General features: G+C 57.0%; 12 protein-coding genes. 11 read left to right on the forward strand and 1 reads right to left on the reverse strand.

What is annotated here, in order from left to right:
* Positions 1 to 32 precede the first annotated feature (32 nt).
* The 5 genes from AC27VJ_RS06185 (at position 33) to AC27VJ_RS06205 (ending at position 6,205) form a co-directional block, all read left to right on the forward strand.
* Positions 33 to 1,529 carry a helix-turn-helix transcriptional regulator gene (locus tag AC27VJ_RS06185; protein ID WP_488683252.1) on the forward strand — a complete coding sequence of 499 codons (1,497 nt, stop codon included), beginning with the start codon at positions 33 to 35 and terminating at the stop codon, positions 1,527 to 1,529.
* Positions 1,530 to 1,690: 161 nt separating this feature from the next.
* The gene (locus AC27VJ_RS06190) at positions 1,691 to 1,870 is read left to right on the forward strand and encodes a CsbD family protein (protein WP_113085781.1); all 180 of its coding nucleotides are present in this window, start codon (positions 1,691 to 1,693) and stop codon (positions 1,868 to 1,870) included.
* A gap of 56 nt (positions 1,871 to 1,926) precedes the next feature.
* On the forward strand, positions 1,927 to 2,268 hold the full coding sequence (locus AC27VJ_RS06195; protein WP_488683253.1) for a BON domain-containing protein: 342 nt from the start codon (positions 1,927 to 1,929) through the stop codon (positions 2,266 to 2,268).
* Complete coding sequence (locus tag AC27VJ_RS06200; protein ID WP_113085779.1) at positions 2,265 to 2,780, forward strand: DUF992 domain-containing protein; 516 nt, start codon at positions 2,265 to 2,267, stop codon at positions 2,778 to 2,780. The genes AC27VJ_RS06195 and AC27VJ_RS06200 overlap by 4 nt, the downstream gene beginning before the upstream one ends.
* Positions 2,781 to 3,019: 239 nt before the next feature.
* Positions 3,020 to 6,205, forward strand: a complete 3,186-nt coding sequence (locus AC27VJ_RS06205) for an autotransporter outer membrane beta-barrel domain-containing protein (RefSeq protein WP_488683254.1) — start codon at positions 3,020 to 3,022, stop codon at positions 6,203 to 6,205.
* A 14-nt stretch (positions 6,206 to 6,219) separates the two neighbouring features.
* On the opposite strand, the gene AC27VJ_RS06210 is transcribed toward AC27VJ_RS06205, so the two are convergent.
* A complete protein-coding gene (locus AC27VJ_RS06210) occupies positions 6,220 to 7,236 on the reverse strand; it encodes a LacI family DNA-binding transcriptional regulator (protein ID WP_488683255.1) in 1,017 nt (338 codons plus the stop codon).
* 132 nt (positions 7,237 to 7,368) lie between these two features.
* Here AC27VJ_RS06210 and AC27VJ_RS06215 point away from each other — a divergent pair, with 132 nt between their 5' ends.
* The 6 genes from AC27VJ_RS06215 to AC27VJ_RS06240 all read left to right on the forward strand — a co-directional run bounded on the left by AC27VJ_RS06215 (position 7,369) and on the right by AC27VJ_RS06240 (position 13,547).
* A complete protein-coding gene (locus AC27VJ_RS06215; protein WP_488683256.1) occupies positions 7,369 to 8,403 on the forward strand; it encodes a Gfo/Idh/MocA family protein in 1,035 nt (344 codons plus the stop codon).
* A 50-nt stretch (positions 8,404 to 8,453) separates the two neighbouring features.
* Positions 8,454 to 9,320, forward strand: coding sequence for a sugar phosphate isomerase/epimerase family protein (locus tag AC27VJ_RS06220; RefSeq protein ID WP_488683786.1), 867 nt, complete (start codon positions 8,454 to 8,456; stop codon positions 9,318 to 9,320).
* Between the two features lie 80 nt (positions 9,321 to 9,400).
* Positions 9,401 to 10,636 carry an ABC transporter substrate-binding protein gene (locus tag AC27VJ_RS06225; RefSeq protein WP_488683257.1) on the forward strand — a complete coding sequence of 412 codons (1,236 nt, stop codon included), beginning with the start codon at positions 9,401 to 9,403 and terminating at the stop codon, positions 10,634 to 10,636.
* Between the two features lie 117 nt (positions 10,637 to 10,753).
* Entirely contained in the window at positions 10,754 to 11,656 is a 903-nt protein-coding gene (locus AC27VJ_RS06230) for a carbohydrate ABC transporter permease (protein ID WP_488683258.1), read from the forward strand.
* The gene (locus AC27VJ_RS06235; protein ID WP_113085773.1) at positions 11,653 to 12,480 is read left to right on the forward strand and encodes a carbohydrate ABC transporter permease; all 828 of its coding nucleotides are present in this window, start codon (positions 11,653 to 11,655) and stop codon (positions 12,478 to 12,480) included. Before AC27VJ_RS06230 ends, AC27VJ_RS06235 begins: the two co-directional genes overlap by 4 nt.
* Positions 12,477 to 13,547, forward strand: a complete 1,071-nt coding sequence (locus AC27VJ_RS06240) for an ABC transporter ATP-binding protein (RefSeq protein WP_488683259.1) — start codon at positions 12,477 to 12,479, stop codon at positions 13,545 to 13,547. Before AC27VJ_RS06235 ends, AC27VJ_RS06240 begins: the two co-directional genes overlap by 4 nt.
* Positions 13,548 to 13,641: the final 94 nt, after the last annotated feature.

Here is a 13,641-nt window from a genome sequence, read left to right on the forward strand (position 1 = left end):
CGTGATTTCCATCCAGCGCATTCGAGACCGATATGAACGACGTTCCCAAGCCACCCAGGATCAACCGCGGCAGTCTTCAGGAACTGATAGGCGGCTTGAGCGACGGCATCATCTTTCTGGAGCCTGACGGTAATATTGCCTGGGCCAATGAATCAGCGCTAGACATGCACCGCGTCGAGAGCGTCGAGGCGCTTGGGGCGGATGCCAAAGAGTATCGGCGCAGATTTACGCTGCGCTATCGCAACAACCATCTTCTGGAAGAAGGCCAATATCCGCTTGAGCGTCTGCTATCGGGCGAGACGATAGACGATGTGACAGTGGAGATCTCGCCAGCTAGCGATCTCGATCTGGTCTGGGTGCACACCGTGCGCGGCATGGTCATTTCCGACGGCACCGACAAGCCGGACGTTCTGGCTCTGATTTTGCGGGACGAGACGCCGCGTTTCGAGGCGGAAGAACGGTTCGAACGCTCATTCAACGCAAACCCCGCGCCCGGGCTCATTTGTCGCCTGGATGACCACCGTTTCATCCGGGTCAATGAAGGCTTTCTGGAAATGACGGGCTTTACCAAAGAAGACGTCATTGGAAAGACGGTCGAGGCAATAGGTCTGTTTTCGAACTGCGAAACCGGCGAGGACGCTTTGACCAAGCTGGACGATGGCAGGGTTATCCGTCACCGAGAAGCGCTGGTGCCCCTGCCCGATGGCGGAGACCGATTGGTGATCGTCGCCGGTGAGCCGATTTCCGTGGTTGAAGAACCCTGCATGCTCTTCACTTTTGCTGATCTCGATGCCAGACGAAAGGCGCAAAATGCGCTGCGCCAGAGTGAGGAGCGTTTTTCGAAATCCTTCAAGCTTTCACCCGCACCCGCAGCCGTTTCCCGGCTGGATGATTTCGTGTTCACCGAAGTCAACGACGCGTTTCTGCAAGTCTCCGGTTACAGCGTCACCGAAATCACCGGTCGCACTGCAAGCGATCTGCGTCTGTGGGAAGACGTGGCCGCGCGGCGTTCGCTTGAAGAGAAGCTGCGCGACAATATTTTTGTTCGCAACGAAGCCATGCGCATGCGCCAGAAGGACGGCGGCATGGCTGATTGCCTCGTTTCCGCCGAGCGGGTGGAAATCAATGACGAACAATGCGTGATCTGGGCGCTTCAGGATGTGACCGAGCGTAGGCGCAGCGAAGCGCAACTGGTGGAAGCCATTGAAAGCGTGATGGCCGATACCTCCTGGTTCAGCCGCTCCATCGTTGACCGCCTGGCGACACTCAAGCACCAATCGACAGCTGCACCCACCGCGCAACTGATGGAGTTAAGCGACCGTGAGCGTGAAATTCTAGGCCTGATCTGCAACGGCCAGAGTGATGCGGAAATGGGAGAGACCTTGCATCTTTCCAAAAACACCATCCGCAACCACATCGCCTCACTCTATGGCAAAATCGGTGTGAACCGACGGGCAGCGGCGGTCATCTGGGCGCGAGAGCGCGGCTTCACCGGCACGACCGACGCCAAGGCCAAAGCCAAAAAATAATCAAAAACAGGCCGATTTTCGTAAAAAAGGTCATTTTTTACCAATTCAAATAGTACTTTCCACTCTGCAAAAGCTTGGTTTGCGGCTGTATCTCCTATGGCATGGCGCTGGCTCCCACCGACGCCGGATGATTAAGAACACAGTCTTAGGAAGGATACATCATGGATAAGAACCGTATCGAAGGTGCCGCCAAGGAACTGAAGGGCACAATCAAGCAGGCAGCTGGAAAGCTGACGGGCAACAAGAAGCTGGAAGCCGAAGGCCGGGGCGAGAAGCTTGCTGGCGAAGTTCAAGGCAGCGTCGGCAAGGGTGTCGATGCCGTCAAGGGTGCTCTGAAGTAAGCGTTGATCCAGCAATCCCCGCACTGGCAGGCCGGACCTAAGGAGGCAATCCACCAATGTTTTTCCCCGTCTTCTCAGCGCCGTCAGCACCATCTTCTGGCCAGTGTGCAACCAGTGCCGCGATCAAATCGTTATTGGCCTACGCACAGGGTCTAGAAGATTGCCAGATCGATGTTGAGGTTACGTCTGACATTGTCATGCTCACCGGCAAAGCGTCATGCAACGCAGCCGTGGACAAGGCGATAGGGATTGCCGCCGACGTTTCATCACGGCCCGTCTTCAGCGACATCGATGTGCGCGAGACATGCCTGACCCCACCCATACCGCCTGCCCTCGACCTTAAAAAAGATCGACGGACATCCGGCAAAATTCTTCATATTAAAAGAGACATAAAATGAAAAAGACACTCATCCTCGCGCTTGCTGGCGCAATGGCCATGACTTCTGCCGCCTCTGCCGCCAGCACGCATCACAACCGTAAACCTGCTGAAAAAGTGGTGGCACAGCCCAAGCAGCGTCTGGGCACCCTGTCATGCGAAGTCGCAGGCGGCATCGGTCTTCTTGTCGGCTCCAGCCGCGCGGTTGACTGCCAGTTCAAGCAGCGCACCGGCAAGGTGGAACGCTACACCGGCACCATCGGCAAGCTCGGCCTCGACGTCGGCGTTACCGGCAAGTCCTATCTCAGCTGGATCGTCGTCAACACGGAACCAACGACAATCGGCCAGGGCAGCCTCGCAGGCACCTATGTCGGCGCATCAGCCCGCGCTTCGGTTGGCGTAGGCCTTGGAGCCAACGCGCTGGTCGGCGGCAACAACAAGAACTTCGGCTTGCAGCCACTCAGCGCCGAGGCTGGCCTTGGCCTGAACGTAGCAGCGGGCGTATCGCGCCTTCAGCTGCGCACGGCGGGCTAACCAAAGATACCAAGACGCATGGCACCCAGGGTGCCATGCGTTTTTTAATCGGCGTCAATATTGAATACGTGATTGCTCGGTGCTGCACCCTTCGCTTGTGACATCATGCGCAACGCAGATTTCGGCAAATAGCCTGAGAGCACAAAAAATCGCTAAATTAAGTCCTCATTAACCATGATCCGCTAGGAATTGTTACTCGTCCGCCGATGCAGGCTGACGCTCTTAGCATTGGTTAGCGCATGACCCACCAACTGCTTCCGGAATTTTCCCGGCGCCTCGGCTTGTTTACAGCATTGGTCTCGCTCGCCCTCACGACACCTTCTTTTGGTCAGTCCGTCTGGACCGGCAGCGCCAACAATGAATTCAGCGATGGAGCAAACTGGAACCCTAACCTTCCGGGTGAAACAGACGCGGCATCGGTAAACAGCGGCTCGCCGCAGGTGACGAATGGTGTGACAATCGATCAGCTCGGTGTTGGTGGTGGCAATGTCACGATCAGCAACACAGGCACACTGACGGTCACGAATGGCAGCACCATCACGGCTGGCAGCGTCGCCATCAATGCAGGCGGCGTGCTGAACTCGGATGTTAGCCTCAACGGTGGCAGCCTTGGGGTTGACGGTACACTCAATGGCGAACTGAAGCTGAACAACGGCAATGTGACGGTGAATGGCGCGCTTGGCAGTGGCGTCGTTGGCGTAGGCACTGCGCTCTCCAACAATGGTACGGTAGGCAACGTGTCCGTTTCATCAGGCGGAACCTTTGCCAATAACAGCAGTGGCACCGCAGGCTCTGTCAGCAATGCTGGCACCGCCTCCAATGCTGGCACCATACAGTCACTGACGAACACAGCGGGCAATTTTACCAATAATGCAGGCGGGACCATTACCGGAAAGACCACTATCTCCGGCGGGACGGTGACGAACAATTTCGTGGTGACGGATGCCGATGTTGCGGCAGCGGCGGCCTTCGTCAACAATACGGGAGCCACGGCTGGAACTGTCAGGAACTCCGGCTCAGTGACCAACACCGGTACGATTGCCTCACTTCAAAATGATGCGGGGACTTTTACGAATAATACTGGCGGCATGGTGACTGGCGTCACAACGGTTTCCGGCGGAAGCGCCACGAACAATGCGGAACTGAGCGACGTCAATATCGGGGCTGGCGGCACCTTCACCAACACCACCAATGCCAGTGCGGGCGCGGTGACGAATGCCGGAACTGCTTCGAATGCCGGTTCGATTGCCTCGCTGACGAATACCGCAGGAAACTTTACAAACAACAGTGGTGGCGAAATCACTGGAAAAACCGTTGTTTCCGGCGGGACGGTAACAAATAACTTCGTGGTGACGGACGTGGACGTTGCAGCCGCTGCGGCCTTCGTCAACAACGGCGGAGCGACGGCTGGCAATGTCAGGAACTCCGGCACGTCGACCAATGCAGGCACCATTGCTTCTGTGCGAAACGATGGTGGCAGCTTCACGAACAATGGGTCGGTGACCGGCATGACGACGGTCTCCGGCGGAACCGTGACGAACAACTTCATTGTTACGGACGCCGATGTCGCGGCGGCGGCGGCCTTCGTCAACAACACAACTGCCACTGCGGGTGCCATCCGCAATGCAGGCACGGTGACCAATGCGGGCACCATCGCGTCTGTGCAAAATAACAGCGGGCAGTTCACCAACAATGCCGGTGGTGAGGTTACCGGGAAGACAGATGTTGCCGGAGGAACAGTCGTCAACAACGCTAGGCTGGGCGATGTCGAAGTCGGCAAACAAGGCACTTTCACCAACAACAGCGGCGCGACTGCAGACGCGGTAACAAATGCGGGCACGGCTGCGAATGACGGCACCATCGCTTCTCTTGTGAATGTGGACGGCGCTTTCTCCAACACCGGCACCATCGTTGGAACGGCGACAGTCTCAGGCGGCGAACTCGTCAATCAGGGAACGGTGAGTGGGACAATCGATGTATTTGACGGCGGGCTCTTATCCGGCAGTGGAAGGTCTGGCGGACTGATCGTCAATGCGGGCGGCACACTTGCTCCCGGGCCGGGCATAGCGACGCTGAACGTGGGTGGAAATCTGACGTTTCGCAATGGCTCGATCTATCAACTCGACATCAACGGCAGCGGCGCGTCCGACCGGGTCGATGCGGACACGATCACCATTGACGGCGGCACCTTGCAAATCCGTGCTGCCAGTGGCCGCTATGGTCTTTCGACGGACTACACGATCCTGACAGCTAACAGCATCACGGGCTCCTTCGACAGTGTCGCAAGCGATTTTGCCTTCCTGTCGCCGACGCTTACCTATGGCAACAGCAGCGTCGATCTCAGCCTCGATCGCAACACTGTCCGCTTCGAGAACGTTGCGTTGACCGCGAATGATCGAGCCACAGCGGCTGCCGTTGAAAATCTTGGCGTCTCGAACACGCTATTTTCAGCGGTGCTACCGCTTGATGTTCAGACCGCGCAAAGCGCATTCTCCCAGCTTAATGGCGAAATTCACGCGTCTCTCCAGAGTGCATTCTTATCGGACAGCCAGTTTACCCGCGAAGCGGTCATCGACCAGATGAACCCTTTGAATGATCGCCACGCCGCAGATGTCGATGGCGTCTCCTTCTGGACATCGGGCATTCTTGCTCAAAACAATTTCACCAGTGACGGCAATGCCAGAGGGGTGAATACCAGCCTGGCCGGAACCGTTGTGGGTGCTGATGTGGCGGTTTCCGACCACTTGCGACTGGGTGGCGTAATTGGATACAGCCATCTTGGTGCGCAGCCGCAGGCCAGTGCCGACTCCTACCATGTCGGTCTTTACGCAGCGGGCGATATCGGACCTCTGAATATCATCGGTGGTGCGATCTACACGAAGAATGAGATATCGACCCAACGTGATATCGCATTTGGCACATTCACAGACCAGCTTTCCGCCAAATATGACAGCGCCACCACGCAGGTATTCGGCGACATCTCCTGGGCTCTCGAAGCAGATGATTTCAGCGTTCAGCCCTTCGCCAATCTGGCCTACATCAACCTCGATACCGATGACTTCAGCGAGAGTGGCGGTGCAGCGGCCCTGTCCGTATCCGGCGGCGACCGTGAGGTGTCTCTATCGACCCTTGGCATCCGCTGGTCTGCCGCTTTGCAAACCAGCGATCTGCCTGTCGTTGCCTCAGGCATGATTGGCTGGCGTCATGCGGCCGGAGACCTGACGCCCGGTATTCTGACCAGCTTCGCTGGCGGCTCGCCATTCATCCTTGACGGCATCACCATCCCGCAAGATGCGCTCGTGTTGAGGGCAGGCATCACAGCCCATCTTTCCAAGTCGGCACGCCTGTCGCTGACCTATTCCGGGGAGTTTGCCAGCGGATTTCAGTCGAATGCCGCCCACGCAAACCTGTCGATCGATTTCTAGATTGGGCCATCCGCTCAGCCGCTCTTTCCTTCGATGAGGTCCATCGGCCACACCTTACGTTTTATGGCATCGGGATAATGCGCCTGATAGTCCGGCATAACGGATAACAGGCTTTCGGCAAGGCTGATTCCGAGATCGCGAAGAGACAGGCTGAAGCAGGTGAGACTTGGCTGCAGGAACTGCGCCTGCGAGCTCTGTCGCCCGATGATCGCGATATCCTTGCCGGGCATCAAGCCGACTTCCTCCAGCCCGCGATAGAGCCCCGTCACCAGCGTTTCATTGACGAGAACGACAGCGGTGGGGCGGGTTTCGCAAGCCATGATCTGGCGAGCGACGCCATAACCACCCGTTTCGCTCGGCGTTGCGCGGAAGATGTGATTGTCTGCCAAAGATAGACCGTGCCGACCGAGCACGTCGCGCGCACTCTGGACGAACAGATGACCGAGATTGAGATCGCCATGTGGCCAGATCAGGCCGACATGCCGGTGACCACTCTTCACCAGCCTTTCGATGGCAACTTCCGCCATGCCCTCGAAATCGAGGTCGATCCAGGGCTGGCCGACATCGGTCTGGCTTCGCCCTAGGGTTATGAATGGGATGTTGTGGCGGGCGAGCAGTTCGAAACGGGCATCGTGGAGACGGGTGGCGGAGAGAATGATGGCGTCGGCAAAACCCCGCGCCACGACACGCTGGAGATAGGCATCCGGGTCTTCGTCGGATGAGCAGAGCAGCGCCACCAGATCAAGCTTATGCCGGGCAAAAACGGTCTGCACGCCATCGAAGACGCTCATGAAGAATGTGTCGCCTTGCCCGGTAATTTCAGGGCCTGTCTGCATCATGAAGCCGATAACGCCGGTCGAGCCCTTGCGCAACGAACGTCCCGACTGGTTGGCGACATAGCCAAGCCTGTCGGCTGCTTCGAGAACACGGCGACGGGTTTCCTCGTTGACATCCGCTTTTCCATTCAGGGCGCGGGAGACCGTACCGATAGAAATATCAAGATGTTCTGCCAGCTGGCGAATGCCCTTCATGAAGTGCCTTTCCACGGCTCTTAAAGCGATTTCGCAAACAGTATTGACAAAAATAACCTCCTGTCCATAGTGTCGTAAACGTTTACGAAAAACCGGAAGAGGAGTTTCGGTTGCCGTAGGAGGAGGACTTCAGTGACATACAATGCCGTTTTGTGTGGGTGCGGAGCTATGGCCAAAGGCTGGCTCCGAGCATTGCAGGCCACACCGCAAATGAAAGAGGCCGCCAGGATCGTTGGCCTGGTCGATCTGGACCGGGCGACAGCCGAGGCGCTTGCTGCCGAGTTCAATATTCCGAACGCCGTGCTCGGCACCGATCTGGAAACCGTTCTGACGGAAACCAAGCCGGATATTCTCTTTGACGTGGTCATCCCTGTCGCTCGTCATTCGGTGGTCAAAACCGGTCTAGCCCATGGATGCCATGTCTTGAGTGAAAAGCCGATGGCGACATCCATGGAAGAGGCCGAGGATTTGCGCCGCGCCGCCAAAGATGCGGGCCGTGTCCACGCGGTCGTTCAAAACCGGCGCTTTATTTCCGGCGTGCGCCGCATGCGCCGTTTGGTCGAGAGCGGCATTATCGGTCAGGTGACGGGCATTCACTGCGATTTCTTTTTGGGCCCGCATTTCGGCGGCTTCCGTGAGCAAATGGACAATGTGCTGCTTCTCGATATGGCCATTCACACTTTCGATGCCGCGCGCTTCGTTTCAGGCAAATCACCGCTCTCGGTCTATTGCGTCGAAACCAACCCCGTCGGCTCCTGGTATGCCCACGGTGCTGCGGCCAATGCCATTTTCCGTTTCGCGGATGATGTCGTCTTCACCTATCGCGGCTCCTGGTGCGCCGAAGGTGAGCGCACCAGTTGGGAAAGCGCGTGGCGCATCGTTGGCGCTAAGGGCATGCTGACCTGGGATGGCGAGGAGACTTTCAAGGCGGCCGTCGCCGGAAACGAGCCCGGTCTTCTCCACGGGTTCAAACCCGTCGATGTACCACCGCCTGATAACGACGAGGAAACCCACGGCCACGCCAGCGTGATTTCCGATTTCCTTGATGCCATCCGCACCGGACGCGAGCCCGAGACAGTCAGTCACGACAACATCAAAAGCCTGGCGATGGTCCTTGGCGCGATTGAAAGCGCCAAGTCAGGCCAGCCCGTCGACATTGCAGCATAAGGACCGGAATAGTGAGCAATTTACAGGAACAATCCATTCGCATCGGCACCATGGTCAGCGCCACCAAAGGTCAGGCCGCTGAGCGTATCGCGCAGATCGCTGATATGGGTTTTGAGAGCTTCGAGCCGTTTTTTTGGCAGACGACCAACGGGCAGGATATCGCCGAACTCGGCAAACGATGCCGTGAAGCCATTGGAGACCGCGACATCACGATCTCCACCATCGGCATGTTCGGCAATCCGCTGGAAGAAACCGATATGGACCTTCAGAGCTTACAGGGCTGGAAGGACTGCATCAATAATGCCCACCACTTCGGTGCTACCTGCGTGGCCGGCTTTACCGGTCGCATCCGCAACAAACCGCTGACCGACAGCCTGCCACGTTATAAGCAGGTGTGGAGCGAGCTTGCAAAGCGCGCGGCCGACAAGGGCGTGAAGATCGCCTTTGAGAACTGCGCAATGGATGGCAACTGGGCAAGTGGGGACTGGAACATTGCCCATAATCCCGACGCCTGGGAACTCATCTTCAACGAGACACCAGACGACAACATCGGTCTAGAATGGGAACCCTGCCACCAGATGGTCTACCTCATCGATCCCCTGCCGCAAATTCGCAAATGGGCTTCGAAAATTTTCCACGTTCACGGCAAGGACGCGACCATTCGCTGGGACGTCATTCGTGAACACGGCATCTTCGGCAAACATCCCTTCGTGTTCATGCGCACGCCCGGCTTTGGTGACAGCAACTGGACGGACATCATTTCAGAGTTGCGGCTGGCTGGCTGGTCTGGCTCCATCGATATCGAAGGCTGGCATGATCCGGTCTACCGGGACGCGCTGGAAATGACCGGGCAGGTTCACGGGCTCAACCACCTCAAGCAGGCGCGCGGCGGCAGCTTCGTTATCGATCCGGTCTAACGCATGCAATGCAAAGGGATGCCGCGCGGAGGAGTGCGCATCCCGATCGATGAAACATGGATAACCACAAGGAGGAGAACATGGGTATCCGCAATTACACGATTGCCATAGCAACCGCGCTTGCAACGAGCGTTTCACTCTTCGGCATAAGCGCGCAGGCAGAGGATGTGAAGTTGACGCTGTGGTCGCTCGACCGCGACATTCAGCCAGCGCCGAACCTCATCAAGGAATTCAACGCGCAAAAGAACGGCATCCAGATCGAGTATCGCCAGATACAGTTCGATGATGTGGTGAGCGAAGCGATGCGCGCCTACTCGACCGGCAACGCGCCTGATATCATCACTATCGACAACCCAAACCATGCCATGTTCGCATCGCGAAAAGCTTTTGTCGATCTGACCGACATGATTGCCAAATCGACGGTTATCAAGCCCGAGAATTATTTCCCCGGCCCGCTCGCCTCCGCCACATGGGACGGAAAATATTACGGTGTGCCGAAAGCCACGAATACGATAGCGCTCTATTACAACAAGGATTTGTTCAAGGCCGCTGGGCTTGACCCGGAAAAGCCGCCGCAGACCTGGGATGAGCTGCTGGAAACGGCCAAGAAGCTGACCGACCCATCCAAGAATGTCTACGGCATTACCTTCTCGGCCAAGGCCAACGAGGAAGGCACCTTCCAGTTCCTGCCCTGGGCACAAATGGGGGGCGCGACTTACAAGTCTATCAACAGCGATGGTGCGGTTCGCGCATTGACGATCTGGAAGCAATTGCTGGATGGCAAGATGACTTCTCCCGATACGCTGACGCGCAGCCAGTGGGATTCCACGGCAACATTCAACGCGGGGAATGCCGCCATGGCCATTTCCGGCCCATGGGAAATCGACCGCATGTTGACGGATGCAAAATTCGACTGGGGAACGGCTTTGTTGCCGGTGCCACAGCAGGGAGCCGAGCGCTCTTCCGCCATGGGCGATTACAACTGGGCGATTTTCTCCAATACCAAACATCCTGAAGAGGCGTTCAAAGTGCTTGAGTTCTTCGCCTCCAAGGATGTCACGATGTATAAGGATTTCGGCCAGATCCCCGCTCGCTCTGACGTGCCGATCCCGCCAACCGGCAATGCGCTGAAAGATGCGGCTCTAAAGACCTTCGTAGAGCAGCTGAAATATGCCAAGCCACGCGGCCCTTCGCCGGAATGGCCGAAGATTTCGAAGGCTATTCAGGATGCCATTCAGGCGGCGCTGACCGGCCAGATGGAGCCAAAGGCAGCACTCGATCAAGCTGCCGAAAAGATCAAGCTCATCGAAGGTTGAGGCTTACGCCCTTTCTCGAAAACCGATGGCACGCGTGCCATCCAGCTTTTCCTCCCGCGGCGAGCTGTCTGATGCTTCGGCATTGGGCAGCTCAAAGCAGGCTCTCATGAGGTTTCCATGAAAAGGATACTTTCCAGCATCACGGATGGGCGCGGCTTCGACATCGGTCTGGTCGGCGTTCCCTTCGCCTTCCTCTTCATTCTCGCGGGCCTGCCACTGCTCTACAATATTCTGATGAGCTTTCAGGAAGTGGACATGTTCAGCCTGGGAAGCATCATCCGCCCCTTTGTCGGCTTCAAGAATTATATCGATCTTTTCAAACAGCCTGAAACGCTGCCCATTCTCTACAACACCGTCATTTTCGTTGCCGGCTCCATCGCCGGGCAGTTTCTCGTCGGCTTCGGCCTTGCGCTGTTTTTCTGGATCAACTTTCCCGGCTCTTCATGGCTGCGCGGACTGTTTCTGGTGTCCTGGGTCATGCCCGGCCTGGTGGTTGGCGCAATCTGGAACTGGATATTGTCGGGTGATTTCGGCGTTCTGAATTTCTTCCTGCGCGAAAGCGGCCTGATCGACAGCAATATCTTCTGGCGATCAGATCCGCATTTCTCCCTCTGGGCCGTCATCCTTGCCAATATCTGGCTGGGCACCTCATTCAACATGATCCTGCTATCCGTTGGCCTATCGTCCATTCCCGATGATCTATACGAGGCTGCGGAACTCGATGGTGCTAATGCCTGGCAGCGCTTCTGGACGATCACGCTGCCGATGATGCGCTCCACCATCGGTGCGATAATTTCGCTCGGGCTGATCTTCACGCTGCAACAGTTCGATCTCTTCGCCGCCATCACTGATGGAGGACCGAACAACTCCTCCAATGTTGCCCAATATTGGGCATGGGACCTTTCCTTCCGGCAATATGACTTTGGCAAGGGCGCGACGATCTCCGTCATCATGACCGTCTTCGTGATGTTCGCGGCCATCGTCTATGTGCGCTCGACACGTCATGAGGTGCGCGGATGAGCGATACCAGCAGAAATCGCATGATGCTTGCTATCGCCATCATCATGGCAGCTATCTATCTCTTTCCGCTCTACTGGATGTACATCACCGCACTGAAAACCGGCTCCGAGATGTTTGCCAGCCCGCCCAGCTTCTGGCCGTCGACAGCACAATGGAACACCTTCGTCTATGTCTGGGAAAGCCGGAACATGGGGCGTTATCTCTGGAACTCGACGCTGATCGCCTTCGGGTCGGTGGCGCTGATTGCCGTTCTCGGCACCGGCTGCGCCTATGTTCTGGCCCGTTATCGCAACGGCTGGGTGGACATCGGGCTTTTCCTTATCCTGATGCTGCAGGTTCTTCCGGCATCCTTGATGATCACACCGATCTTCGTCGGCTTCTCGCAGGTCGGTTTGCTGGATTATCCCCGCTTTGCCGTCATTCTGGCAATTGCGGCAAAAAGCATGCCCTTCTTCGTCGTGCTGGTTCGAGCCACCTTCATGGCCGTGCCGATGGAGCTTGAGGAGGCTGCGCTGGTCGATGGCAACTCCCGCATCGGTGCTTTCTTCAACATCGTGCTACCACTGGCCCGCAACGGCATCCTCGTCAGCGCCATCCTCATCTTCATGCAGGCTTTCGGAGAGTTCGTCTATTCCAAGTCGATGATCCAGAATGTCGAGTTGCAGCCCGCAAGCGTCGGCCTCAACTCCTTCATGGGTCCAAACACCAGCGAATGGAACAACATCATGGCCTATGCGACCATGTATGTGACCCCGATCCTTGCCATCTTTGTCCTCTTGCAGCGCCGCATCGTTTCCGGCCTCACATCGGGAGCTCTCAAATGACCAATCAAATCGAATTGTCAGGCGTCAACAAATATTACGGTGCCTATCATGCGCTGAAGGACATTGACCTCACCATTCGCAAGGGTGCCTTTGTCGCGCTGGTGGGACCGTCCGGCTGCGGCAAGTCTACGCTTTTGCGCTCACTTGCAGGACTTGAATCGATCTCAGCGGGCGATCTCGTGATTGCTGGGGAGCGCATGAACAACGTGCCGCCACGCAAACGCGATCTGGCCATGGTGTTCCAGTCCTATGCGCTTTATCCGCACATGACCGTCGAGGAAAATCTGACCTACAGCCTGCGCATTCGCGGGACCAAAAAGGCAGAAGCCAGAAAAGCGGCAGAGGATGTGGCGGCTATTACCGGCCTGTCGGACCTGCTGCATCGTTATCCGCGCGAACTCTCCGGCGGGCAGCGTCAGCGCGTCGCTATGAGCCGCGCCATCATCCGCAACCCAAAGGCCTTCCTGTTCGATGAGCCCCTCTCCAATCTCGATGCCGCCCTGCGCGTCCATATGCGCAAGGAAATCCGGGCGCTGCATGACCGGCTGGGTGCGACATCGGTCTACGTCACGCATGACCAGATCGAAGCCATGACGATGGCCGACCATGTGGTCGTGATGCGCCAGGGCGTGATCGAACAGCAGGGGCGACCGCTCGATCTCTATGACCGACCAGTGAACCGCTTCGTTGCAGGCTTCATTGGTTCGCCTGCCATGAACTTCATTCCGGCGACGGCGGGAGCGGATGGTAAAACACTCGTTCTGGAGCTTGGTGAGCCACAGACGATCAGTCTGGATCGCAGCATTCCTGCCAATCGCAAACTTGTGCTGGGCTTGAGACCAGAGCATCTGACGATCTCTGACAACACGGCAGGCGCGCTAAACGTGCCGGTTGCGATGGTGGAATCGACCGGCTCAACAACCTACGTCACCACCGCAACGACGCCCGAATGTGTCGTGGTGGTCAACGGACGCGTTCCGATAAGCGGCGGTCAGACGATCGGTCTGGATTTCGCGCAGGAACATATCCATTTGTTCGATGCGGATACCGGCGTGCGGATCGAGTAAAAGATACTGGACACTCATGAATTCCGGCAAAACTGAACACCTCGCAATCAATGCTGGTGATTAACGTCATTAGATGGTCATAAACGGCCTCTAA

The organism is Agrobacterium sp. 20P9.1.2, from assembly GCF_057799395.1.